This is a genomic window from Chloroflexota bacterium (genome assembly GCA_009840355.1).
GTDB lineage: Bacteria > Chloroflexota > Dehalococcoidia > Lucifugimonadales > JADFKI01 > Bin90.
Genome location: VXNZ01000046.1, coordinates 135,866 through 160,045 on the forward strand (window position 1 = coordinate 135,866; position 24,180 = coordinate 160,045).

The window sequence follows — 24,180 nt, forward strand, 5'->3', positions numbered from 1 at the left end:
TTTTGTCAACATTAACTTTAGCGTTTTCGGAAGGAAGAAGGGGCGAATCGACCTTGCCCACCCTCAGATCTAATGTCTGTTCTGCAAGAAGAGTCGAGTATCTTCAATAAACTTCTCTTGCTCTTCTTCCCTTTGTCTTCTATATGCCTTTATGGAAGAGTGCATCTTCCACACGTGGACTACTTCAAAATCAACGTCTCCTATGTCAATTTCGCCGCGTATCACGCCATCGATGATCGCAGAAGTGTGGTCGTCTATTCCAGGGAATCTTCCGTCCACAATGAAAGTCGCGTAAGGATCGCAGATGCAATGTTGGATATTGCCTGAGTCTTCTCCGTAAACCAAGGCGAAACTGGCTTTGACCCAACTGAGATAGCGGTCAAGCACTTCGCTGTATGTTCCGTACAGCGGATTGGAACGCCTAGGGTGGAGATGCTTGATTCCACGCAGAAGGCCGCCTAGCCCACCCTTGCGTATCTCTTGCTTGAAATGAAATATATTCTCTTTCCTGAAACGAGTCATAAAGTGCAGGTCCGAAAACGTTTCGTCATACTCCTGTTCCAACGCAATGGATGCAGCAATCACCGAACAGTCACCGGCGCCAGCCTTGCGGCGGTCTTTGTTTCGACTGCCGCCATCGTCAAACTCAAAACCAAGGTTAACGAGGCAATTGGAAGGGTGACTGTGAATATGCTGCATGCCCTTCTCTTTCACCACTGAATCTAGTCTTTTTCCGCCAGGGTCCATTGTAGCCCTTCACCACCCCATGCGGTACTTGATGTCGTAGTTGATAATGAAGTCTAGCTCTTCGTCGCTGAAGTCGTAATGCCTCGCCAAAACAGAATCTAGTTCATCAATAATTGTTTTGCTTTGACGTGGAAACGTCTGTTGTATTGTCAGTTTGCCCTGCTTCTTGATAACAGAATTCGCCTGAATGTCACTCATTAGGTCATGGGTTATAGTTGCCAATGCCTCTAGTCGGTCGGTGTCAGAAGCATCAAATCTCACCATCTTGACCTCACGTTGATTGAGATTTCTACAATCTGAAAAGCACTGTACTAACCAAGAGAACAAAGAAGAATTGAGGATTCCTAATGTCCCATCTCTAACTAAGGCACTGTCGAAATGAACTTCTTTCAGTTCACTCGGGTTTCGTAGTTTTCCATTCGCATCGTAGATTTTTGGAATGAAACTGAGTATTTGGACAAAATGACTAAGCTTCCTTGTGTAATAGATAGTGTATTCGCGGGATGGCGAGTTGGACTGTTGAGAGACTAACGGTTTGCAATGCAGTTTTCTAAGTATGGAAGCCTCCAACTCAACACCAATTTTGGCAATTCCAGCATCAGTCTTCAACTCGGTCGATTCAAAGAAGGCCAAGTCTTGGAATAGGTAAGGGCGAGCATCTGGGCGCCATCTGTTGTAGATCGTTGAAAATGCTTGTCCAGCACTTGCGGTTCTGTTGAGTAAAATAATTTGAAGTCGATTATGAGGCATCCCATCAAATAACTTGCCTGGGTTGTCGCTGTAACTACTGACGACTAGCCTGCCAGAATCCATCAACAGCTCACGTAGCGGGGCGTATCCGTCAGTACAGACAGCAGAAGCAGGTACGATCATCCCTAGATGCCCGGCGGTTGACAGATTTATTGACCGTTCCCATGTCAGGGCATACAGATTTCCGCACCGCTCTGTGGAATAGCCCTTGATGGTATATTCGCTCTTTACTGTGCGGTATTCCACATACGGCGGATTCCCCACAATAACATCGAAGCCACCGTCTTCCATGACTCCGTAGAACTCCACGAACCAGTGAAAAGGCTGGTGGCTGGTGCGCCAAGCGTCGTAGGCTTCCGTGTCATCCGGCTGAACGACGTACTCGACCGCCAAGTGCCGGTCGAGCGTGTCGCGCAGGCTGTCCAGCCGGCGACGCAGTTCGGCTTTGTGCGCGGTGGTTATCTCGCCGCCCAGCGCGGTCTGCTGCTCTCTGAACATGTCGAATGCTCGGCTGGCTATCTCGGCTTGCTCTTGAATATCGGCGAGCGCGGCAAGATCCTCGTCGGAGGGCATCCGATGCTGCCCTTCGGGTGTCACGGTCATCGCGTTCTGCACAGCTTCCAGCGATGTGAAGCCGACGAGCGTGTTGCCCGCACGAATGTTGAAATCTATGTCGGGCAGCGGCTCTATCTGGTCATAAGTTTCAAGCTGCGCCACCAACTTGAGGAACAGGCGCAACTTGCAAATTTCGGTCGCCTCTTCCATTATGTCCACGCCGTAGAGGTTGCTCAGCACGATGGACTTGAGGATGAAGTAACGGTCGCTGGGATGCTTGTCCAGCCGTTCCAGGACCTGGCGGAAGTCGCTCAGCGCCTTCGGGCTGCGCTGACGCCGGGACAGTTCGAGGTCGTTCAGAAAGCCGCGCATCCCGTCCACGCATGCGGAATAGAGCGGTTCGAGGGTGTTGAGCGCAGCGAACAGAAACGCGCCGGAGCCGCAGGTGGGGTCGAGCACTGACACGGAGTTCAGGGCGCGCCAGAAGGCGCGCAGCAGTTCAGGCCCTTCGCTGCGGTCGATGACGTCCTTGGCGAACTGCTCCATGTCCAGGTTTAGCGTAATCAGGTCGTTGATGTCCTGTACTTCTCCGGAGGCGAGCTTAGCGCGCGTTTCTTGGTATCGCTCCCTGCGGGCGACTACCTCGCGCCAGGTTTCGGTGGGCAGGGCGCATTCTTCGGACGCAGGGGCGTTCCAGCCGCCGCGCCGCGATATATCGTCTATGCCGCGGGCGATGTCGTCGGGCAACTCGAATGGTCTTTCCAGCCGCACCGCTTCGCGGTCGGAAGAGTACGCCCATGTGACGCCATGCCCGACAGCATGGTAGATGTAGCGGTCCGGGTCGTCTTGCAGCAGACGCCATACGCCGCCTTCGGGCCCGAACGCGACGGGGCATTCGCGTTTGGCAACATCGAACAGGAATGGAATGACCGTGTTGCGGGTGATGTAGCCCGTGATGTCCTCCTTGGTGTAGTACGCGCCCATCTGCTTTTGGTTGATGTACTTCTCGAAGATGTAGCCGAGCACATCGGGATTTATCTCGTTGTCGTCCCTGTCCGGTCGGTCGTCCAGGTGCCACTGGTAAGCGTCGAAGAAGTCGAAGACCTTCTCGAACGCCTCGTCAGGAATACTGATGTCGGGATTGTCGCGCTCAAGGTCATGCACATCGAAGAGTCCGCCGTTGAGGAACGGCACTCTACCCAGCAGGCTGGCCAATTCCGGCGCTCGCTCCGCTTCGGGAAGTCCCAGTCCCTCGTGGAACAGGCGCAGCAGGAACATTCGGTAGAACTGCTGATAGCGCCCCTCGCCTGCCTGGGACTGCACCAGGCGGAGGCGATTGCGAAGATAATCTATGTCGCCGTCCAGGAAGCCCTGCTTCTGGATGAAATATACGAACATCATCCGGTTGAGCATTAGCGAGGCGTACCACTCGCGGTCGCCCTGCGTGGTTACGCCTTCGATGAAAGATTGAAACGCGGTCAGCTCGCCTCTGAAACGGTCATAGAAGCGCCTGGTTACACGCTCTATATCCATTGCGCGACGCACCCGGGAAGCGACCTCGGTTATACCAATGCCTTGCAGTTCTTGTTCCAGTGAGACCGCTATCGGCTGAATGCGCTGAAGTAGGGCACTTCCGCTCTGTCCTGTCTGATACCGCATCTCGCGACATGCTGCGGGCTTGCCGGTCTCACGCTTGACCCACTGCCATATCTGTGACGCGCGAGATTCATCAACGAAGATTATCAGGTGCTCGAAGGCACGCCGAGCTACCTGATGCTCTATCTTGCGTCGTATCGGGTATGGAGGAATTGCGCCGTCAGCGCCCGGAGCGCAGACGAAAACCGCGAAGCCCGCCTTCTCAGCCACAGGTTCAAGTCCAAAGGTGAAGTCGTCGATTGTGATCCGGAGGGGATTGCCAGGGTAGTGATCCCAGCCCAAGCCGGACACGAAAAGACCATTGAAGTCGAAGGCTTGCAGGTATGGCCGTAGTTGTGCGATTTCAGTCGTCATCAGCGTCTCCCGTAGTTTCCTGGAACAGGCCCATCGAGCAGATTATGCGGGGTTCGGCAACCTGCGCGTTCTCCTCAATTATGCAGAGCATATTCTCGTCGCGCAGCGTCCTCACCAATTCCGCAAGCGTGGAGTCGTCAACACCGGCCTGCAACTGCCGGTTCAGGCTGTCCGTCGCCGTCTGTCGAAGCGGATAGCGGTATATGTCGTTGAGAGCGCGATCAAGCGGTTCCGCGAAGAATGTGCCCTGAATGTCAGTCAGGTGTTCTCGGAGACGAGTATAGACTCGGTATCGCGCGCCTCTCCGAGGCCCCAGCTGCCCGCCTATTCGCCGCGCTTCGTTCGCCAGATGTTTGACTCCTCTTTCGACGAGGTTATGGTGGCTATCGCGGTGTTCAAATGCCGGCGTGTCTGGTTCACACTCCGCGACAGACAGGATTTCGAGCTGCGACTCGGTTATGCTCTCTCCATCGGCATTGATATAGGCGAGAGCGTCGTTACCGTCCCCTGTTCGGACGAATACCAGAACGCCTTCAGGATGGCGCTCGTCAGCAGTATGGTGCCGTGACGAAAATACGACATTCGGCATCTTGGCGATGTATTCTTCGAGCGAGGGATCTTCGGTAATCGCGTTCTTCCATATCTGGTAGGCATGGGATGCGAGGTCAACTTCGCTGTCGAGTTCGCCCTCGTCGTCTAAAATGCCAGATCGTTCGTTGTACAGGTCCCGTACCTTGTCGCCGTCATCGGGTTTGTCACCCTCGAAGAACACCTCATCAGTACCCACGACCTCGGCATTTTCTGCCAGTCTTCTTTGGACGCGACCGCGCAGGTCAATGATGCGCTCAACTCCATCGGCTGGAAGGAACGAGTGGCACAGTATCTCTTCGGACTTCTGCCCGATGCGATCCACGCGACCAGCTCTCTGTATAAGGCGAATAATCGCCCATGGCAGGTCATAGTTGACGACTACGGAGCAGTCTTGGAGGTTCTGACCTTCACTGAGCATGTCGGTGGCTATGAGAACTCGAAGGTCGTTAGGCGAAGCATTCTTTTCGTTGCTGACGGGGCTGAAGCGGTGTACTAAGGCGGTAGGGTTGTTGGTATCGCCTGTGGCGCACGCCATGTCTTTCAAGCCTCGCGCCTCCAAGTGTTCACCGAGATACGACACGGTATCCGCGAATTGGGAGAAAACGAGAACCTTCTTGTCTGCGTAAGTCTCGGTGAGCAACTTCTGCAATGCCTCTAACTTGGCGTCAGCTTCCGGGTCCCACTTACCATGCGACTGGAGTAGCGAAAGTAGCTGGCCTGTGTCGTGCTCCAAATTCTCTCGCAGAGACGAGTGGAACAGTGAAGGGCGCAACCAATTAAAGCGGTTTCGGTAACGACTTGTATATTCGCCGTATACCGCGGCGGCGCGGGCGCGGAAGCCGTCCACCGTCCAACTATCGGTGTTCGTTTCTTCCACCTGGCCCTCTTCGTCTGTGTCTTCATCCGGGTCATCCAGGATTGAGTCCATGTCCGTGAACCGTGTGTCCAGAAGCGTTGCGTCCTGCGTGCCTATTGGCAAGGGGAGATCGTTATCGAGAGCGTGCAGGTACACGAAATCACGCAATATGTGTCGTTCAACGGACTGAATGAACGACGCACCACTGCTCTCCAATCTCTTGAATAGATTGGTTCGACAGAAGCCCATAAGTCGTTTGCCAGCGCGGGACAGATTTTCAATCTGTCTAGTGTCCGCAGCACCCCAGGAACTCTCCGTCGCTTCGTCCACGTATTGCCCTAAGCCGTAGCGTGCCAATCTCAGCTCATTGATTCTGTCAACTACTCCCTTGCTGTAAAGCCTTGCATATTGGTCACTAGAGCGGGAGCCGTCAATTTCAAAGGGGACCGTTACGGGCCTACGCACAGGGAAGTAGGACTTTTCGCCATTCTCGTATGTGAGGTACGATCGGCCATTGTCGGGATCGATGTCCGCATAGTTTTTCTGAATGAAACTGCGAGTTCTTCTTACCATGTACAGGCGCATCAGGTCTCGCCAGTCGTCAGGGTATTCGCTGAAATCAAATGCCGACAGCGAGCGAATTGGTGACTGGTGTAACGCGTTGAATTCAACTTCTCCGCCCATTTTCCGTATGAGGCGCTCTGGTCGAATTCCGATGTCTTCCTCATCGTCCACGAACAGCCTCAACTGATTGGACAGGTCATGGTATGTCTTGTTATAGGGTGTTGCGGACAGCAGAATGCACTTGCTGTCGTTTGCGCGAATGTAGTCTTGAATTGCGCCGTATCGCTTTCGCTCTCTGTTGCGAAGGTTATGGCTCTCGTCGATGATTACCAGGCGGTATCGGCGCATTTCCGGGAGCTGTCCGATTGCCTGGCTGATGGACATAACATTTGCGCGCAGGCGGTACTCGTATGCGTAGTCTTGCCACATCGAGACCAGATTCTTCGGACAGATGATTAGCGTCTCCAAGCCGAAGTCGTCCTCGAATATACGGGCAAGCGCCGTCGCCATTAAGGTCTTGCCCAACCCGACGACATCGCCAATGAGCACGCCGTTACGCCTGTGTAGATGATGCGCGGCTATCTTCACCGCCGCCGTCTGGAAGTCGAACAACCTATCCCCGAAGTCGCTCGGGATGTTGAATTCAGAAAGACCCGCCCGCGCCTCTTGCGACATGTGGTATGCCATCTTGAGGTAGATGTGATAAGGCGGTATCAACTCGACCCGGGCCCAACTGTCCTCGATAATCTGTGCAAGTTCGTCCGTTATGTCGATGCAGAAGCTGTCGTTCCACCTGTCCTCAAACCAGCGATTGAGCTTGTTGCAGGCATCTTGGTCGAGCACATCCACATTCAGCTCACCCTGCCCGGACAGACCTGCGAAAGTGAGGTTGCTGCTACCCAGATAGCCGACCATTGAGGTTATGGGGTCGGGACGATGGAACAGGTACAGCTTCGCGTGCAAGGAATGTCTGAGAAAGAGCTTTACGACCACCTTCTTCGCTCGAAGCTGTGCGGCGAGTCTCTTCAGGGCTTGTTCGTCGTCATTGGTAGGGACACCTGTGACGAGCTGCTCTTTGAACTCTTCAGCGACTTGCCTCTTTAGTTGTGCGGCACCGGCGGTGTCCACTGTTTGGCTGCCCGCCAATGACAGCGATTCACGAAGCTGGTCAAAAGGTATCTTCTGCATCCCGACAAGAACCCTACACTGCTGCGTCTGCCCGTCCCATTCGTCGATCTGAGATTCGATATGTTTCCAGCCTCGTAGATTGAAGTATCCCACGCAAAAGTCCGCGCTACTGGATACGTCCAACGTCGTCTGAATAGCCTTCAGCAGCCGGGAATCGGGCGTTAGATTATCGAAAATATCGGGCATTTCCTTCTCACTCGTTCGGGTTATAGGTGGGACGACACTTACGCGCTGATTATATCATCACGCCTACCCTAGAGCTTTGGTGCCGAGTGTCTGCGCTACAATATGTGTGTCGTCACCCGAACGGTACTTCGCAGCCCAACGCATCATGAAACTGATGCGAATACGCAGAGGCCTATATGAAACAATGGAATCCGCACGGTTGGGAAAGGTTGTCAGGTTGCAACCCTGAAGTTGTCAAGGCACGAAATGACATCCTTCAGCGCCTTGATAGAGTTCCTGAACCAGTTAGAATCAATTGGTGTGGTCGGCTGACGAGTAAGCTGGACCTCTTACATTTCGCCATCCGACTAGAAATTCAGTTGTACGACTTCTTTTTGGGGCGTGGTAGAGACGTCGCAATAGGACCGGCAATACCGGTCTAACAGCTTAGTTGCCGAGAACGTTACTCGGTTGAGGAATCTGTCCCTTAATGCCTTTATCGAGTGCGAATTCAAAGGAATGAAGTAATGCCCTTACCAGGTGGAGCCAGTTCCAAGTTTGGTTTGGAATACGAACTCGTGTGGACAGTAAACTGCATGCTACGTGTCATGCAGGATGACGCTTTGTCCATCCGATTGGAGCCGCCTGGCGAAGAGGGCCAGGGTGTCGAATTCGCAATTGAGACGAACTATGGCGTTGATTATCACCAAGTCAAGCGCCAATTAGGGGGAGTTGGTCATTGGTCGCTCGCTTCTCTGACAAACGAAGGAGTGTTGCAACAGTTCTACCAAAAACTGGACGATCCGTCTGCAACTTGCCGATTTATATCCACGCATACGGCTCATCCACTAGATGAACTTGCGGATAGGGCGAGACAATCCGTGAATTATGCAAGTTTCAGAATCCACTTCTTGGCCTCCGATCAGTGGGCCAACCAATTCGACACTTTGCACAGTCGATGGGGAGCGTCGGGCAAGGAAGACACTTATCAGCGCCTAAAGCGTGTCTTTGTCCATACAATTGACGAGTATGACCTGCGCGAATTAGCTAAGAGCAAGATCGAAGCTCATGTAAGCGGAAATTCTGACAATGTGTTGGATGTCCTATCCCAATTCGCCCTTACGCAAACTCACCAGAACCTTACTCCTGATGCAATTTGGACGCACTTGCATTCACGCGACTTCGGCAGACGCGTTCTAGGTCAAGATGTTGCGGACGTGATGAAAGAGTTGAATGAAACTTATTTGGCAGGAATACAGCCGGTAAGTATTGGTGGCCAGACGGTACAGCGTTCCGAAGTTCCTCAGATACTCACTATGTTCGGTAGTGAAGAATCGAACAACATCGTACTGCTCACAGGGAGAGCGGGAGTCGGAAAGAGTTCGGTCATCGCTCAAGTCCTTGATAAAATGAACAACAGAGGCGAATCCGTTTTATCTATCCGACTTGACCGCCTAGAGGCGTCTGCAACGCCACGCGAGTTGGGGCAGGCGCTTGGATTGCCAGAGTCGCCTGTAAGTGTCCTTGCGAATGTCGCAGCAGGACACAATTGTCTGCTTATAGTCGACCAGCTTGATGCCGTCAGTTTGGCGTCCGGACGCAACTCTGACTTCTTCGATTGCATCAACGCGATGCTTCGTGAGGCGAAGCGTCATCCGAATGTATGGGTTCTTGTAGCCTGCCGCAAATTCGATGTAGACAACGACCCCAGAATTCGGGATCTCATAACCGCAGGCGGCATAGCACAAGAAGCACCACTGGCTGAATTCGACGAGTTGACCGTCAGAGAAGTCGTTGCGAAACTAGGCATCGAACCCGGCAGACTAAGCTCCAAGCAAATTGAACTACTATCATTGCCTGTTCATCTCAGGTTATTGGCAGAAGTGTCGTCCGGAGAAAGCAGCACGCCCCTCGGATTCCAAACTGCGAAAGAACTCTACGACAGGTTCTGGGATGAGAAGAAGCGCGTACTGCGAGGGCGTATGGATACTACGGCAGTTCAAAAAGTAGCTGAATTGATGGCTGAAAGCATGTCCGAGCGGCAAGCGCTTTCAGTTCCGGTTTCAATACTGGACGAACATCACGAAGTCGTGGACTTTATGGCTTCCGAAAACATACTCGTGAAAGATGGCGCTCGGGTTTCGTTCTTCCACGAAAGCTTTTTTGACTACATATTCGCCCGTAGAATGGTTCATAACAACTTTGATGCGGTGCAATTCATCATTGAGCAGGGACAAAGCTTATTTGTGCGCTCGCAAATAAGGCAGGTTCTGCTGCATCAACGCGATGTCTATCCAGAAGATGCGCTGAATAATGCAGAGGCGATCCTGAACCATACCGACATACGTGTGCATTTGAAGGACATCGTGCTGGCGCTGCTCGGTTCGCTAAGCGACCCTACTGCAGACGATTGGTATATGGTTGAACAATTGCTTGACACTGAGTTGTCCGAGCGTGTTTGGAGAGCAGTAAATGGGTCTGCTGTATGGTTTGATGTTCTGGACTCAATAGGAACTTTACGGCTGTGGCTGACAAGCGACGATGAGCACTTGGTCAATCGGACGATATGGCTTCTCCAGTCGGTTCAAGAGAAGCGCGCAGACAGGGTTGCGAAACTGCTTTCGCCATTCCTCGGTGCCTCAGAGTCCTGGAATCAAAGGCTGAAAACACTGATTGTATATTCCGAGGTTGGCGCAAGTAGGGCCTTCTTCGAATTCGCGCTCGATACAATAGAAGCAGGCATTTTCGACGACTTACTCGGCCCCAATGGCGACAGTTTCGGTACTTGGTATCGAGCAAAACAACTGGCGAAAAACGAGCCGAAGATGGCCTGTGAGCTAGCCGCCGCCTTTTGCCGAAGGCTAGTGAAACTCTTGGAAACCACAGCAGACACTTGGACTTTTCTACATGCCGGGCAAGGGACAAGTGGTGAAGTTATGGAGGAGTTGGCAGTCTCCGTTCCAAAGATGTTCGTCGAATCTCTTCTTCCTTTCCTGAACGGAGTCCTTGACATCAGTGCCGACAAGAACGTAACCCCGCCATGGCGTGATCCAGTTTGGGCATCCGGTATAAGGACTAACGGGATGATGAAAGGGTTGGACAGCGGCTTTATATTGGCGATGGAGTCGTCTTTGCGCTGGCTTGCCAAGAACGAACCGGATGAGTTCCGCATGCGCGCTCAAGCGTTGCATGGCTCAGAATATGCGGCAGTTCACAACCTTCTGATGCGCGCATACGAAGCGGACGGCAGACTCTACGCCGATGAGTCAGTTCAGTATCTACTAGAAGACTTGCACGCCAGGATCAAAGCATCCCAATTGTCTTCGACTTCGGACAATGGGATTGAGTCGCTCATTGAGTCTGTGACACCTCATTGTTCGTCTAAGAATTTGACCGAACTGGAGCAAGCCATACTTGAATACTACCCTCAATATGAGCGAAAGTCTTTTGATCGCAGAGTCTGGGGCGCAAGCCAAATGCGATTGCTAGTATGTGTAGATTCATCTCGTGTCTCTGATACGGCGCGGCGTAGGTTGCAGGAACTTCATAGGAAGTTCGCAGAGTATTTGAAGGCCTCTCAGTACATAGATATTGAAGGAGGAGAAGTTCGGTCGCCAATCTCACATGAAGCCGCTCAAAAAATGAGCGACGATAACTGGCTGGGCGCGATGCATTGCTACTCTTCGGACAGAAGGTCCGGTACTGATGGAGATTGGCTGAAAGGCGGCGCGGTGGAGCTATCCAGGGAACTCGAAACGCAGGTGAAGGAAGCACCCGCTAGGTTTGCTCACCTCATCCATAGGATGCCCGACGATGCCAATGACAATTACTTCTATGCAATTTTGCAAGGAATTGCAGAATCAGACATTGGCTTAAGTGTGGAATTAGCAGTGTCAACGTGCTTGCGATGCGACAAGATTCCGGGCCGTCCGTTGGGACGCTGGATAACCCAACCACTAACTCGTTATTCTGATTCTATCTTGCCCCAAGAAGCGCTGGAGTTGATTGCGTGGTATGCGACGGAAGATACGGACCCAGACCCTACCCGTGTTTCTTCGACCAGAACCTATACCGTTGGTGGCCAACAGCAACTTCACTATGACCCAATTAACGTAGGAATCAACTCGGTAAGAGGCACCGCTGCCGGCACTGTGGCGAAGCTGATATTCCAAGATGAACACTATCTGTCGTTCTTCAAGCCTTATCTACGAACTATAGTGAACGATTCGTCAGATGCCGTAAGAGCGTGTGCAGCGGAGGCCTTATCGGGCACATTGAGGTATGACCGAAGCCTTGCAGTAGAATTGTTTCTAGAACTTTCTAAAGCGGATGAGCGTTTACTGGGAACTCCTTACTTTGAACGATTCTTAAGCTATGCAAAGCAAACGCACTTCACAGAACTGGAACCAATTTTTAAGCGAATGATAGATTCCAACTATGAAGAGGTTTCGATCGCTGGCGCGCGGCAGATATGCGTTGCTTCACTTTCGACGGAAGAGGCGATTCCGCTTGCGCGGCGGTGTGTATCCGGGTCTGCGCCGATGCGGGTAGGAGCGGCTGAAATCTATGCCGCCAATCTCAGAAACGGCGCGCTCAGAGCAGAATGTGAGGAGATTCTTGTCGGTCTGTTTTCGGACGACGACGGGGATGTGCGCGACAGGGCTTCACGATGTTTCATAGGGTTTGAGGGCAACGACCTGCGAGATTACTCCGACCTAGTCAAAGCGTACATAGGGAGTCCAGCCTTTGACCCTGGGTTTAATCCTCTCATCAACGCTTTGCGCGATACAACGGCGGATATGCCCAATGAAACCCTAATGGCGTGCGAGCGATACTTTCAATTGGCCGGGGAGCGCGCGGGTGATGTGAGCACCCGAGTGGCAGCGGATTCAAGCACCGTGATGAGCCTTATCATTCGCGTGTACAGCAAGGCGACGAATGATGAAGTGAAATCAAGATGCCTAGACTTAATAGACAAGGCGAAACTGCTTGGAGCTTATGGAGCAGATAGCGTCGAATCCACTTTTGACCGCTAGTGAAGAGAGTGCACAGTTGCTCTCACAGCGACACTATGTAACGGGTGCAACCTTGATCGGAATATGATTCCTACTCTGAGCTTTGCGCGACTATCCAGAGAGCAACAGAAAATGTAAGGCAGCGGCGGAAGCCAGTTTTCTGCCAAAGGCATGAGGCCAGTCACTGAATTACAAAGCGGCTCCCCTTATCGCATAGTCTCAACAAGAGCATCGAGGCGCACTAATTTTCAATAAGGGCTAGTCCTGGAATTGGACGGGAACCCTAATTTTGCCCACCCCTAGACTTCATATACAAAATTGACGTGATGCGTCACTATGTTCCGAGTCATAGTATTCGGGTGTACCACAATCCATCCGCGAAGTTCCCATTGGACGGCCAAGTATTCAAGGGTGTTCCACGGGCGAGCTTCAGTCGAATTACAGGCTCTTGGGTTTGGGAGTGTTAGGCCTAAGTAAGAGCCGTAGAGATGATGAGACGAATTTCGTTAATGGTGTAGCAAATGGCCACAGGAATTATGTTTGAATATGTCATAAATGGGAGACTGCCAAGCGCAATCCTCGCCACTTCAACCGATAGGATGAAAACGGCCTGATTAACGCTTGTAGCTTATTTGTGAAAGCGTCTCATATCCATGTAAATTATCACTGACATGCAGGTACTGATAATTGATACAATGGACAAGTGCGCGTTCTTCCTCGGAGCGCAAATTTCAGGACGGTTAGAATTTCACTTTGCAGGGCAACTCTACGCTGCGCGACACCCATACCCATATCGCGGTTCAGGCGCGCAATCTCACCAAGCGGTACGGCGAACTCACGGCGGTCAACGGCATCGACTTCGACATATACGAAGGCGAGTGCTTCGCCCTTCTAGGTCCCAACGGCGCAGGCAAGACATCGACCATGAAGATGCTCTCGTGCATCTCGCCGGTCAGCGAAGGCGAGCTGCTCGTTGACGGCAAGGATGTGCGCGGCGACCAGCGCAGTATCAAGTACACGCTCGGTGTCGTGTCGCAGGCGGACAGCCTCGACCCGGACCTGACAGTGCTGCAAAACCTGCTCACCTACGCTCGATACTTCAACATGCCCCGCGCGCTCGCATCGGAACGCGCTTGGGAATCGCTGGAGTTCTTCCAACTCGAAGAAAAGGCGCGCCAGACGATAGACCAGCTCTCCGGCGGCATGCGGCGCAGGCTGCTCATCGCGCGCGCGATGCTGCACAATCCGCGCATAATGGTGCTCGACGAGCCGACGACCGGGCTAGACCCGCAGGCGCGAATGCTGGTGTGGGAAAAGCTCGCCACGCTCAAATCGCAGGGCATCACCATCCTGCTGACCACGCACTACATGGACGAAGCGGCGCACCTGTGCGACCGTCTCGTCGTCATCGACCTTGGCAACATCCTGGTGGAAGGCACGCCGCGACAGCTCATCCGCGAGCATGTCGGCGATCAGGTCGTCGAGCTGCGTGTCAATCCGGTACACATGACAGGCATCGTGCAGCAGCTGACGGACGAAGGCGTGAAGTTCGAGTACGGCGGCGATTCGCTCTACTTCTACGGCGACAACGGCGCGGGATTAAGCGAAAACACCAGCCTGAACGGCTACGAAATGTTCCAGCGCCCCGGCAACTTGGAAGACCTATTCCTGCGACTAACCGGACGTGGATTGCGCGAGGGCTAGACAAAAGGAACTTCTTCCCGACTGCCCAACTGACTGATTACCCAACCGACCGACTGACTGACCGACCCACTGATGAACCAACTCACCATTCAGCGCATTCACAGAACCCCCATCTGGGGCGGATTCCGCGTGTGGCAGCGCAATTTAGAGGCGTTTCGCCGCGCGTGGCGTTTCGAGATAGGCGGGCTTTTCGTCGAGCCGTTCGTGCTGCTCGTGGGCGTGGGCTTCGGGCTTGGCACATACATATCCAACATTGGCGAGGGCGTCAGCTATCCGCACTTCCTCGCGCCGGGCGTCATCGCGTCCTACGCCATGTTCCACGCGACATTTGATGCATCATACGGCGCGTACATGCGCATGGAGACACACAATCTCTACGAATCCATCTTGTTCACACCGCTCGGTCCAAGCGACATCGTGATGGGCGAGGTGATGTGGGGCGCGTCTCGCGCGCTGATTTCCGCCATCGCGGTGATGTTCGTGGCATTGCTGTTTGGTCTGGTGGAATCGCCGTGGGCGATATTGGCGTTGCCGGCGGCGTACCTGATAGGCATGACATTCGCCGCAATTTCCATGATTATGACGGCGACAGCAAGCACGATAGGCAGCATCAACAACTTCTTGACGCTGTTCATACTGCCGATGTTCTGGGTGAGCGGCGTATTCTTCCCACTCGACAGGCTGCCGGAAGTGGTGCAAAACGCGGCATGGGCATTGCCGCTCACGGCTGCCGCGGCGCTGGTGCGAGGCCTATTCTCCGGGGACATAACGCCATGGATGTTCGTGTCGGTGGCGGAAATGGTAGCATTCCTGCTATTAGCCCTGTGGATAGCCTCCCGCCAAATGCGCCGCCGGCTGATAAAGTAGCATCAACATTGCTCCCATCCTGTCCATCCTGCATATCCATGTAAAGCACTCTACTATGCCATATCAACCAGCGCCCACAATACGCCCACTATCGAAGTCCGAAATACCACTGCTAGACGCGCATCTCGATGTGGACAGGCTGGCGGGGCGGCACGATGACCGCTTTGCGCAGCAGCGGGACGGCTGCCTGACATACCTGATTGCATGGCTTGACGGCATACCCATCGGGCACACGATGGTGTGCTGGACAGGCACAACGGACGCCTATGTCGCCGACCGCATATCCGACTGCGCCCATGTGGCCCATGTGGAAGACTTATTCGTTATGCCGCACCTGCGCTCGTATGGCATCGGCACGCGGATATTGGCAGAGGCGGAGCGTATCGCCGTGTCGCGCGATTTCACGCAAATAGGCTTGGCGGTCGGCATCGACAACCCGCGCGCCCGTGCGCTGTACGATCGGCTGGGCTACGCGGACACCGGCATCGGCGAGTTCCAAATCGGCGGCACATTTCACGACAGACACGGCATCCGGCGCGAATGGCGCGAAGTCTGCGAATATCTTATCAAGCCGCTGCCGTAATTTTCGCGCAGCCATCATCCCAGCCCTGAACCGCCGCGTTTATCCATTCCTGTCAACCCTCTATGGGGAAGTTAGAGACGATTTCACAAATCCCTACCGTTGTCATTCCGAACACAGTGAGGAATCTGAAATCGTCGCATGCAAACCTGTTTCCGACTTTAGATTTCTCGCTTCGCTCGAAATGACACGAATGAATTGTATTTGTGAAATCGTCTCCGGGAAGGTTAGGATTAGCATAGATGTGATTTGGCGTAGCCTGAACTATACGCGCCTCTACACGGAGCCGTCCACTGCATCGTCAGTAATATGCTCTGCCGCAGCCTTTTTAGCTCTGTGCCGCAGTACGGCGAACGGAATCAGCGCCGTCAGGAACACCACGAGCAGCGCAGGCGCGGCGTATTCGTAGCGCGCGTTGGCGACGATGGCCTGCGCACGGTCGGCGAGCGATGCGCGAGGCAGTCCCGTCAGCTGCATCTCGACGCGCCTGCCCCGCTCGATATCTGCCGTCTCGATGAGCTGATACGGGCGCTCGCCGATGCTGATAGACTCCGGCGCGCCTAAGTCCACGCTGCCCAGCGTCAGCACTTCGTCCGGCGAAAGCACGCGCAGGTTGTCCGCTCCGAACGGGAACGACTTCTCGATTGTCGTCCGGTCGCCGTCGTAGGGGAAGGCGTAGGTGAACATTATGTCGTGCTCGCCTGGCGGCACGCTGCCGATGACAGCGAAGCCCCTATCGACTTGCACGACATCCGCGCCGAGCAGCCGCGTATCGACTTGCAAGCCTTCCGCGCCCGGCGGCAGCCCGAAACGCAGCAGGCTCATCGGTCCCTCGCTGCCCGGCACGAATGTGAAGTCCGAATCGTTGACGACCTTCACGATTTCCAGCGCCGATACGGTCTGAGTAACGCGATCCGCGTCCGCAAAAAGCAGTGATGCCGAGCCCACGCGAATAACATCCTGCTCGTAGATGGCGTCATATACTTCAATGACAACCTCGGTCGTCGCGCCGTCCGCGATGCCGATTTCTGTGCCATACAGCGCGTCCTGATACCGCACCGACACGCCATAGGCGAGCTCCGGGTCGTACAGGATGCCCTCAAACGCGAAGTTGCCGTCGCCGTCGGTGATGGTCGTCATGTTGTCATACGAATCAGCGCCCTGCATGTGCAGCACAACCGCCAGCCCAACGGCGCTGTCCGCGCCCGGCGAAGCGTTCACCACCTGCCCCTCAATGGTAACCGGCGCCTGCTGTGCAATGGCAATCGCTCGCACGCCGCCCAGCGCCAAGCCGCAAATCATCACCAGCGCAATCAATGCGCCGCCAACGCCAACCCGCAAATATGTGCGCGACACGATAGTCATCTCACCATCAAAGTTACCAGTTTTCATCGCCCAATGGCTAGTGAATATCTCTAACCTAGCATTGACAAGACTCTTGTCAATGCTAGTCATATAGCACCTTCCCTTAGAGGGAAGGTTAGAATGGGGCCAAAGGCAGGACGGGGAAAATCGTTTCACTCTAAATCAATGCCTCTAAATCAATGCCTCTAACCCGCGGCACCCTGTGCTAGAATCAGTGCTATTGAGCGAAAACGGAAGCGCGAATGGCTGAACTCGAAGCCGAATTGCGCCGTATGCGCGGCGAATTGCCGTAACAGGCACGCGTGAGCAAAGCCGTAGCGAACAGCGCAAAACTCAACTAGGAGGCACAAATATGAGCAAACTAAGCGCGGACGCCATTAAGATGCTTAGCGAGGGCAAGAACATTGCCACCATCGCCACCGTGATGCCCGATGGCTCGCCGCAAGCTACCGTCGTGTGGATAGACACCGACGGCGAGCATGTCATATTCAACACCGCCGAAGGGCGCGTCAAGACCGAGAACCTGCGGCGCGATCCGCGAGTCGCCATCGCCGTTACCGATGCGGATAATCCCTACGAGCAGGTTACGATTCGCGGTCGCGTCGTGGAGTTCACGCACGACGGCGCAGACGCGCACATCGACGCGCTCGCCAAGAAATACCTCGGCGTGGACGAATACCCGCTCCGCAACCCCGACGAGCAGCGCGTCATCGTCAAAATCGCACCCGCATAATTCTCGCGCTCATTTGCAATATATCCCTTCCCTCCTTTGGGGGAAGGGTCTTTCGATTATTCATGTCATTTCGAGCGAAGCGAAAAATCTAAACGCGTTGACTATGGACAGGCTTGTTTCCACACAGCGATTTTAGACCCTTCACTTCGTTCAGGGTGACAACCGGAAGGTTCTTGGGGAAGATTAGGATGGGTCAGCGGGGGCTTAATACTCCCAGCCCTCAAATCGCCGCACCGCCTCGCGTATATCGTCCGGCACACGCCGCGGCACGCCCGTAGCAGCGTCAAAGTTGGCGTAAATCCCCTCGGCGCGGTTGCACGGCGCATTTTTGCCGTGAATGTACATCTCGGTAATGAATGTAATGCTACTGTTGCCGATGCGTGAGACGCGCGTGTACACATCAAGCATATCGTCGATGCGCACGGGTGCCAGAAACTCCAAAGTAGCCTTGACAGTGGCAAGGTCGAACCGTGCGCGCACCTCGTCGCTGTAATGCGCAATGCCGATATTGCGAAAGTACTCCGCCTGCGCGACTTCTATGTAGTTCACATACTGCGCATTAAACACAATCCGCTGCGCGTCGCACTCTCCCCAGCGCACACGCAGGCTGTGCTTGAACTTGAAGTCGTCCTTAGGCAATGTGCTGGCGTTCCCTTCTATTGGCAAGCTCAATTGCGGCAATCATTCGACATCAACCTTTACGACGACGGCAGCGTTCGCCATTACGGTGAAATCGCCCGAGCCTTCCCTAGGCTCGATTTCCAGGCCGCCCTGCACCACATTGAGCACGCCTTTGCCGTGGGGCAGCACGCTCAGCACTTCGTCGTGGTCAACAGCGTCCGGATTTGGGATAGCAATCGTTACTTCCACAATCATCTCTTTGGATGTGTCAGGTCCGAGCAAGCCGAGAAACATCAGGCTGCTCTGGTGCACGGCGTTCCAAGTCGCGCGCTTGGCGGCTTCCGTGTAGTTCCGCCCGTGCAAGTCTATGCCCATTCCCATTTCCAAAATGGCAGGTGTCAGCGCCATTGTCGTTTCCTCCTGTGTTCATGCCGTCTTTCGGCCATCTTTGGGATTAATTATATGTCAAAGCGCGTCAGTCAGCGGCTGATTCGCGTGTGAAAGTGTGCGCCTAACTCATCCCTATGTCAAGCGGCGGCGAGCGTCATTCGTGTAATCTCCCGCTTAGTCCCCCGCATTATTCCCGCCACCCTTGCCGTAACCGCCCCAGAAGGTGTGATAGCGAGATAGCAGGGACTCTGATGATAAAGTGATGGCGAAGAATGTACACCGTAACTAGGTTCTGTTGCCATTTCACCATTACATTCCGTCATTCCTGCTTTCGCAGGAATCCAGTGTCTGCAAGCAGCCGTTAATGAGACAAAAGCTGGATTTTGAGATTCTGGATTCCCGTTTTCACGGGAATGACACAAATGTCAACACACCCTGGGAGTTCCCGCCGATGCCAAAAGTACGCCAAGAGTACGATTTATGGTCCTCTCGGCGGTCAATAGGAAGGAGTAAGATGATAGCGCTTCCATTCGGATGGTCGAAATAACAGAACCCGTTCGTCCTGAGCGTGTCGAAGGACGAACGGGTTTTTTATCAAACCACCTGAATGGAACGCTATCACGGCATCGCCGCGCCTATGCCGCGCTCTAACGCCATCTGATATACGCGTATCCCCGTGGTAATGTCCTGCACCGCAAGCCCCTGCGACTCGAACAGCGTTATGTCGTCGTCTGTCTTGCGCCCGGACGCCGCGCCGCCGACCACATCGGCTAGGCTGCGCACCTGCTCCCAGCGAATCGAACCGAGTTCGGCAGGGTAAATCAGGTCGCCGCACTCCATCTTTGCCTGCTCTATGTCGTCTGTTACGATCACATCCGATCGGCGCACCGCATTGCCGTCGAGTTCGCGCCGCATCCAGTGGTTCGCGCCTGCCGCGTTGATGTGCGTACCCGGCTTGAGCCACTCGCCGTTGAGCACGGGACGATTCGCGCTCGTCATCGTGATGACCACATCCGCGTCCGCCACGCACTCCTCGCCGCTATCTACGGCGGTTATGTCTATGTTCAGCCGCTCGCCCATCCTTGTGGCGAACCTCTCTCTGCGCTCAGGGTTGCGGCTGAACACGCGCGCGCTCGTGATGGGGCGCACCTTGCACACCGCTTCGAGCTGCGTGCGCGCCTGATACCCGGAGCCGATGACGCCCACGCTCGCCGCGTCCTCGCGCGCCATGTACTTCGTCGCAACGCCGCTCGCCGCTCCGGTACGCACCTGCCCCAGATCGCCCGCTTCCATCAGCGCCAGAAGTTCGCCCGTGTCGGTGCTGAACAGCTGCACATAGAACTTGACGGGGTTGCCGGGGACTACGCCATACGCTTTAAGCCCCATCACGCCCGCGCCGGGAGCCGCCGCGCACATGAAGTTGAACAGCCCGCCCGCCGGCAGCCGAATGCGCGAACGCGCGCCATTAGTTGCGCCGCCATCGGATAGCAGGCTGAAGGCTTGCTCGACGGTTTCAAGGGCAAGTTCCATCGTCAGGATTTGGTTGATTTCGCTTTCGGTTAGGTAGAGGGTCAAGGTTGCTCTCCTAAGTTGCGTCCGGTGTTTCCGTATGATAATCTGGGAGTGGATTCATAAGTGATTCCCGGCGGGCGTCATGGGTGATTCCCTATTAATGCCAGTGGTTATAGATGACTGCTGGCATTATTTTTTGACTGATATTCACCGCATCGTTACTCGCTGCTTTTATAATGGTCGCTCTCAGGCATGAAGTAGATGCCGGGACGCGGATAACCCTCCGGCGTCGTAAAGTCGATCGTTTTTGCCCTGACTACATTGTAGTATCTGTTGATGGCGGACAGGTAGCCATCCGCTTGCGGTATTCCCTCATAAAGGCTGTTCTCTTGATAAACACGACACACATACGCCGTCATGTCCGCTATCTGTATGCCTTGCGTCAAGCCAGAATCTACGAAATACGGGGAATCACATATTGATGTGAACGATTGCCCTTCTGCGGAACGATAAAGAAAAGAGTCGAACTTCTTTGGGAGCAAGCCACCGTATAGAGTAGGTCCCTCACCATCGAACAGAACTGTTGCCACTCTGTTCTTTTCTTCGGCAAGTTGATTTATGCGTTGAAGCAGGTATCTGTATTCGTTAGGCAAGTAGTTTTCTGCCTCACGACCATATGGTAATTGCTCCGGATGCTCCATAACAACCGCAAACAAGGTAAAGGGCAACGAGCGACACAGGTCAAAGAAAGACTCTGCCAATTCCCATTCGTTGGGTCTGTTTCTGAACACCCTCGGAGTTATGTATTTACTCCCTTTAAGTTCCGCGTCGGGAGTTCCAAGTCGGCGTTTCAGAGAATATAGATGCGCCGACTCTCCACGCACATCTTCCTCATTTATGCAGATACTCACTATGACAGGTCTGCTAGTTTCGTCGTTAGGATGCGGTATTCCGCTTTCATCCAAAAATGCCAGCATGCATTTTGCCTCAATTCAAAGACGATCACATCGTCTTGGTCATAGGCGCACCTTCCCTACGCCGCGCTCTATGCGGATGTCGGTGCCGAGCGGCTTGGACAGGCGCTTTAGGCGCTCTAGCGCGCGACGGCTGACCCCGGACGACGCCAGCAGCGGTCTGCCGCGCTGCGAGCGCTTTCTGCCGTGTCCCAGGTCTATAGGGAGCAGCGTCAGGCTGTGCAGCGACTCGCGCTTGAATTCGCAGCGCGCCACCACGCTCTCCCAATACAGCGCGTCCGCCGGAAAGCCCCGCTTGTCGTGGTCGCTGCGCGCGTCGTAAAAGTCCGCCGGCGTCGCGTCCGCGTCCAGCTTCACGCTCTCGTAATTGTACGACGGCTGCCACTTCACCGTGTCGTTCTGGAAGATGAAGTTGCCCAGGCTGTACATTATCGGGCGGTCTTTGTATATCTCGATGCCGCGCGTAGTATGCGGCCCGTGCCCCACGAACACATCCGCGCCTTCGTCGATGCACGCGTGCGCGAAGTCCACCAAAAACTGCGGTGGCTCATCGCTGTGGTCGCCGCTCTCGTGGCAGTGCACAGACACCATCACCCAGTCTGCCATGCGGCGCGCGTCCCGCACCCACTTCAGGTTGTCGTTCAGGTCGCTGCGGTTGAGCTGCGTGTTGACCTTGAACTCCTCGCCCAGCGCGAACACATTGTCCAAGAACACCATGCGACTGTCCGTGTCTTCCGGTATTGCTCCCGGATGGCGGAAGTTGCGGAGCGCATTACGCTGTGCCTCCAAGCCCAGCTCCGCGTTGACGCGACGCAGCGCATCGAACGCAGGCCGGTCAACGATGTGCGTCGTGCTGAATCGTAGCGGGTTCAAGCCCGGCCGCCCGTTGATGTCCGGCCGCTGGTTCAGCGCGCGACCCGCCTCCGCGAATGTGGACGACGCCGATATAAGCGCGACCCTGCCGTTCGCCGTGTCCAGATATGCCGGCGCGCGCGCCTCGCTCAGGTTGCGTCCGGTGCCGGCGTGCACGAGGTCGGACTCGCGCAGATGCGCCAGATTCGTCAGCACGCCGCCTTCGCCGTAGTCGTAGCTATGGTTGTTCGCGCACGACACCAGGTTGACGCCCATCCACTCCAGCTCGCGCAGGTTCTTCGGGTCGGACGCAGTGTAAGTGCCGCCCGCCATGCCCGGCGAATGCTCGTACTCGTGCATCAGCATTTCTAGGTTTGTGAACCCCACATCCGCGTCTTGGAACAGCTTCCGCAGACGCGCGAAGCCATCCTCGCGGAAGACGGACATCCTGCGGGTTATCATCGTATCGCCGCTTGCTATCAGCGTCAGATTGCCTGCCTGCGCATCGTACAGCACTCTCGCCTCACCTGTGTGCCCTTCCTGCGTCGTCCTACACGCTACACGCGCGGGATCGCTTGGACCGACGCGCCGTCCAGCGGCACATACTCGTTCGCCAGCAAGCCCATCACCACCGAGTCGAAGCGCGCGCCTTCGTGCGGGCGGCTCTTGCGCAGCGTGCCCTCGTGCTGGAAGCCCAAATGCGCGAACATGCTCCGCGCGGCAGTGTTGTACTCCGGAATATCGACCCAGACGCGGTAAAGCCCGTATTCGTCGAACGCCGTTTCCAGCGCGCGCCGCGCCGCCGCCGACCCATAGCCATGATGCCACAAATCCTTGCGCCCGATGAGAATCGATAGCTGCCCATCTCCGAGCGACTCTTCGATAGCGAGGTGAATCTCGCCGATATGCCCGGCTGCCGGGCTGTAAATCGACAGGATCCGATGCTCCGGATTGTCGAAGACATGCACCCACTCCTCCTCGTCCACATCGTCCATCTCCTCGGGATGGTAGCCCAAGTGCGCCGGATCGCCATACGCATAGCGCCCGAACCACGATTCCGACACCTCTTCGTCCTGCAGCCAGCGCCGAATGCGCACCACATCGTCCCGCGTAACCATCTGCAAATTAATCTCTTGAGGCATAATCTCACCTGCCCTCTGTTCTTTGTGCCAAATAATGAACAACAATTTATGATGCTGTTTAGCAATTGTATAACAAGAGCACTATACAAGAGGCAAGCGAAAGCGGCAAATGGCAATCTCGGGGGACAAACATCGCCATTTGCCGCAGGACCACAGCGAACGGGGAATATAGGATGGGCGCGTCTGCAGCAAGCTCATCGTAGCCTGTTCGCGCAGACGCTCTTCAACTGCCTGATGTCCGTGTGCTTCATCTCGCGTATCGTCTGTTCGGCTGTGGCTTGCTTGAAGATTGCGGTGCATCTGCTCGTTCAGTCAAGTCTCAGTTGCTCTGGTTGCATGTCCATCGCGGCACATGTATCATCACTACACAGATAGCATTGGCGATTCCGCAATCCCAGCATAAGCGAGGAACCGTATGGCTACCGACATACAAGCCGTCGAAACCGCGAGCGACGAGCGCAAGGTTCAGATTGAGATGCTACCAAGTCCAGATGAAGTGACTGCGGTCATATCCCAATTAGAAATAGATGACCTGAGAGAGTTTGCCGCGACAGTGATGAACGCCACTGTTGATGCTGTCCACAGTGGTGGGCATACCGATTTGGAGACGATACGGCTGCTGAACGGCTGGTTCGCGTCTATGGAGGAGACCGTAGCGGCAGGCGACGACATAGAAAAAATCCTGTCCAAGCGGCGGATGCCCGGAGGCGCGCGGTAGATGGTTTCCGGCCGACGGCGATACGATGTGGAACTGCACAGAAGCGTAAGACGGTTTCTCATAAGGCATCACGAACTGGCGGCAATTTGGGACGAAATCAGTAATCGTATCTCGGAATCGCCTAGGCAGGGCGGACGTATCAACCATCTGAAGGGCAAGTGGCACTGCAACTATCGCTGGCGTCAGGGCGACTATCGCCTGCTGTATGAGGTGATAGATGGCGAGAATGTTGTTCATGTCTATCATGCGGGCGCTAGGGGTGATGTGTATCGGTAGCCTTC

17 protein-coding genes are annotated in these 24,180 nt (G+C 54.8%); 7 read left to right on the forward strand and 10 right to left on the reverse strand.

All coding sequences use genetic code 11. The features are described 5' to 3' along the window. Positions 1-69: 69 nt before the first annotated feature. The 3 genes from F4X57_12255 to F4X57_12265 are packed head-to-tail and all read right to left on the reverse strand — an operon-like array spanning position 70 to position 7,447. Positions 70-747 (reverse strand): hypothetical protein, encoded by a 678-nt coding sequence (locus F4X57_12255; protein MYC07921.1) that lies wholly within the window; start codon positions 745-747, stop codon positions 70-72. 9 nt (positions 748-756) lie between these two features. Then, positions 757-4,062 carry an SAM-dependent methyltransferase gene (locus F4X57_12260; GenBank protein ID MYC07922.1) on the reverse strand — a complete coding sequence of 1,102 codons (3,306 nt, stop codon included), beginning with the start codon at positions 4,060-4,062 and terminating at the stop codon, positions 757-759. Then, on the reverse strand, positions 4,052-7,447 hold the full coding sequence (locus F4X57_12265; protein ID MYC07923.1) for an NgoFVII family restriction endonuclease: 3,396 nt from the start codon (positions 7,445-7,447) through the stop codon (positions 4,052-4,054). Before F4X57_12265 ends, F4X57_12260 begins: the two co-directional genes overlap by 11 nt. 482 nt (positions 7,448-7,929) lie before the next feature. On the opposite strand from F4X57_12265, the gene F4X57_12270 reads away from it, so the two are divergent. The 4 genes from F4X57_12270 (at position 7,930) to F4X57_12285 (ending at position 15,595) form a co-directional block, all read left to right on the forward strand. Next, entirely contained in the window at positions 7,930-12,462 is a 4,533-nt protein-coding gene (locus F4X57_12270; GenBank protein ID MYC07924.1) for an ATP-binding protein, read from the forward strand. A 750-nt stretch (positions 12,463-13,212) separates the two neighbouring features. Next, positions 13,213-14,145 carry an ABC transporter ATP-binding protein gene (locus tag F4X57_12275; protein ID MYC07925.1) on the forward strand — a complete coding sequence of 311 codons (933 nt, stop codon included), beginning with the start codon at positions 13,213-13,215 and terminating at the stop codon, positions 14,143-14,145. A 72-nt stretch (positions 14,146-14,217) separates the two neighbouring features. Continuing rightward, on the forward strand, positions 14,218-15,012 hold the full coding sequence (locus tag F4X57_12280; GenBank protein MYC07926.1) for an ABC transporter permease: 795 nt from the start codon (positions 14,218-14,220) through the stop codon (positions 15,010-15,012). Between the two features lie 55 nt (positions 15,013-15,067). Beyond that, positions 15,068-15,595 (forward strand): GNAT family N-acetyltransferase, encoded by a 528-nt coding sequence (locus tag F4X57_12285; protein ID MYC07927.1) that lies wholly within the window; start codon positions 15,068-15,070, stop codon positions 15,593-15,595. A 273-nt stretch (positions 15,596-15,868) separates the two neighbouring features. Here the strand turns inward: F4X57_12285 and F4X57_12290 are convergent, their stop codons facing one another. Further along, a complete protein-coding gene (locus tag F4X57_12290) occupies positions 15,869-17,047 on the reverse strand; it encodes a hypothetical protein (protein MYC07928.1) in 1,179 nt (392 codons plus the stop codon). Between the two features lie 262 nt (positions 17,048-17,309). On the opposite strand from F4X57_12290, the gene F4X57_12295 reads away from it, so the two are divergent. Beyond that, positions 17,310-17,690, forward strand: coding sequence for a PPOX class F420-dependent oxidoreductase (locus F4X57_12295; GenBank protein ID MYC07929.1), 381 nt, complete (start codon positions 17,310-17,312; stop codon positions 17,688-17,690). 204 nt (positions 17,691-17,894) lie between these two features. Here F4X57_12295 and F4X57_12300 read toward each other — a convergent pair whose 3' ends face one another. From F4X57_12300 to F4X57_12325, 6 genes are all read right to left on the reverse strand, one after another. Then, the gene (locus F4X57_12300) at positions 17,895-18,371 is read right to left on the reverse strand and encodes an acyl-CoA thioesterase (GenBank protein MYC07930.1); all 477 of its coding nucleotides are present in this window, start codon (positions 18,369-18,371) and stop codon (positions 17,895-17,897) included. Beyond that, positions 18,372-18,719 (reverse strand): hypothetical protein, encoded by a 348-nt coding sequence (locus tag F4X57_12305; GenBank protein MYC07931.1) that lies wholly within the window; start codon positions 18,717-18,719, stop codon positions 18,372-18,374. 600 nt (positions 18,720-19,319) lie between these two features. Next, complete coding sequence (locus tag F4X57_12310) at positions 19,320-20,276, reverse strand: ornithine cyclodeaminase family protein (GenBank protein ID MYC07932.1); 957 nt, start codon at positions 20,274-20,276, stop codon at positions 19,320-19,322. A 155-nt stretch (positions 20,277-20,431) separates the two neighbouring features. Continuing rightward, the gene (locus F4X57_12315) at positions 20,432-21,190 is read right to left on the reverse strand and encodes a DUF3800 domain-containing protein (protein ID MYC07933.1); all 759 of its coding nucleotides are present in this window, start codon (positions 21,188-21,190) and stop codon (positions 20,432-20,434) included. 39 nt (positions 21,191-21,229) lie between these two features. After that, positions 21,230-22,555, reverse strand: a complete 1,326-nt coding sequence (locus F4X57_12320; GenBank protein ID MYC07934.1) for a CapA family protein — start codon at positions 22,553-22,555, stop codon at positions 21,230-21,232. A gap of 41 nt (positions 22,556-22,596) precedes the next feature. Further along, positions 22,597-23,181 (reverse strand): GNAT family N-acetyltransferase, encoded by a 585-nt coding sequence (locus F4X57_12325; GenBank protein ID MYC07935.1) that lies wholly within the window; start codon positions 23,179-23,181, stop codon positions 22,597-22,599. A gap of 415 nt (positions 23,182-23,596) precedes the next feature. Here F4X57_12325 and F4X57_12330 point away from each other — a divergent pair, with 415 nt between their 5' ends. Together F4X57_12330 and F4X57_12335 are read left to right on the forward strand one after the other, a co-directional pair. After that, positions 23,597-23,899, forward strand: a complete 303-nt coding sequence (locus tag F4X57_12330; GenBank protein ID MYC07936.1) for a hypothetical protein — start codon at positions 23,597-23,599, stop codon at positions 23,897-23,899. Next, entirely contained in the window at positions 23,900-24,175 is a 276-nt protein-coding gene (locus F4X57_12335; GenBank protein ID MYC07937.1) for a hypothetical protein, read from the forward strand. Positions 24,176-24,180: the final 5 nt, after the last annotated feature.

Bases quoted from the DNA above. Each gene is read 5' to 3' on its own strand.
- F4X57_12255 (MYC07921.1), bottom strand. From the start codon at position 747: ATGGACCCTGGCGGAAAAAGACTAGATTCAGTGGTGAAAGAGAAGGGC.
- F4X57_12260 (MYC07922.1), bottom strand. From the start codon at position 4,062: ATGACGACTGAAATCGCACAACTACGGCCATACCTGCAAGCCTTCGAC.
- F4X57_12265 (MYC07923.1), bottom strand. From the start codon at position 7,447: ATGCCCGATATTTTCGATAATCTAACGCCCGATTCCCGGCTGCTGAAG.
- F4X57_12280 (MYC07926.1), top strand. From the start codon at position 14,218: ATGAACCAACTCACCATTCAGCGCATTCACAGAACCCCCATCTGGGGC.
- F4X57_12285 (MYC07927.1), top strand. From the start codon at position 15,068: ATGCCATATCAACCAGCGCCCACAATACGCCCACTATCGAAGTCCGAA.
- F4X57_12290 (MYC07928.1), bottom strand. From the start codon at position 17,047: ATGACTAGCATTGACAAGAGTCTTGTCAATGCTAGGTTAGAGATATTC.
- F4X57_12295 (MYC07929.1), top strand. From the start codon at position 17,310: ATGAGCAAACTAAGCGCGGACGCCATTAAGATGCTTAGCGAGGGCAAG.
- F4X57_12305 (MYC07931.1), bottom strand. From the start codon at position 18,719: ATGGCGCTGACACCTGCCATTTTGGAAATGGGAATGGGCATAGACTTG.
- F4X57_12315 (MYC07933.1), bottom strand. From the start codon at position 21,190: ATGCTGGCATTTTTGGATGAAAGCGGAATACCGCATCCTAACGACGAA.
- F4X57_12325 (MYC07935.1), bottom strand. From the start codon at position 23,181: ATGCCTCAAGAGATTAATTTGCAGATGGTTACGCGGGACGATGTGGTG.
- F4X57_12330 (MYC07936.1), top strand. From the start codon at position 23,597: ATGGCTACCGACATACAAGCCGTCGAAACCGCGAGCGACGAGCGCAAG.
- F4X57_12335 (MYC07937.1), top strand. From the start codon at position 23,900: ATGGTTTCCGGCCGACGGCGATACGATGTGGAACTGCACAGAAGCGTA.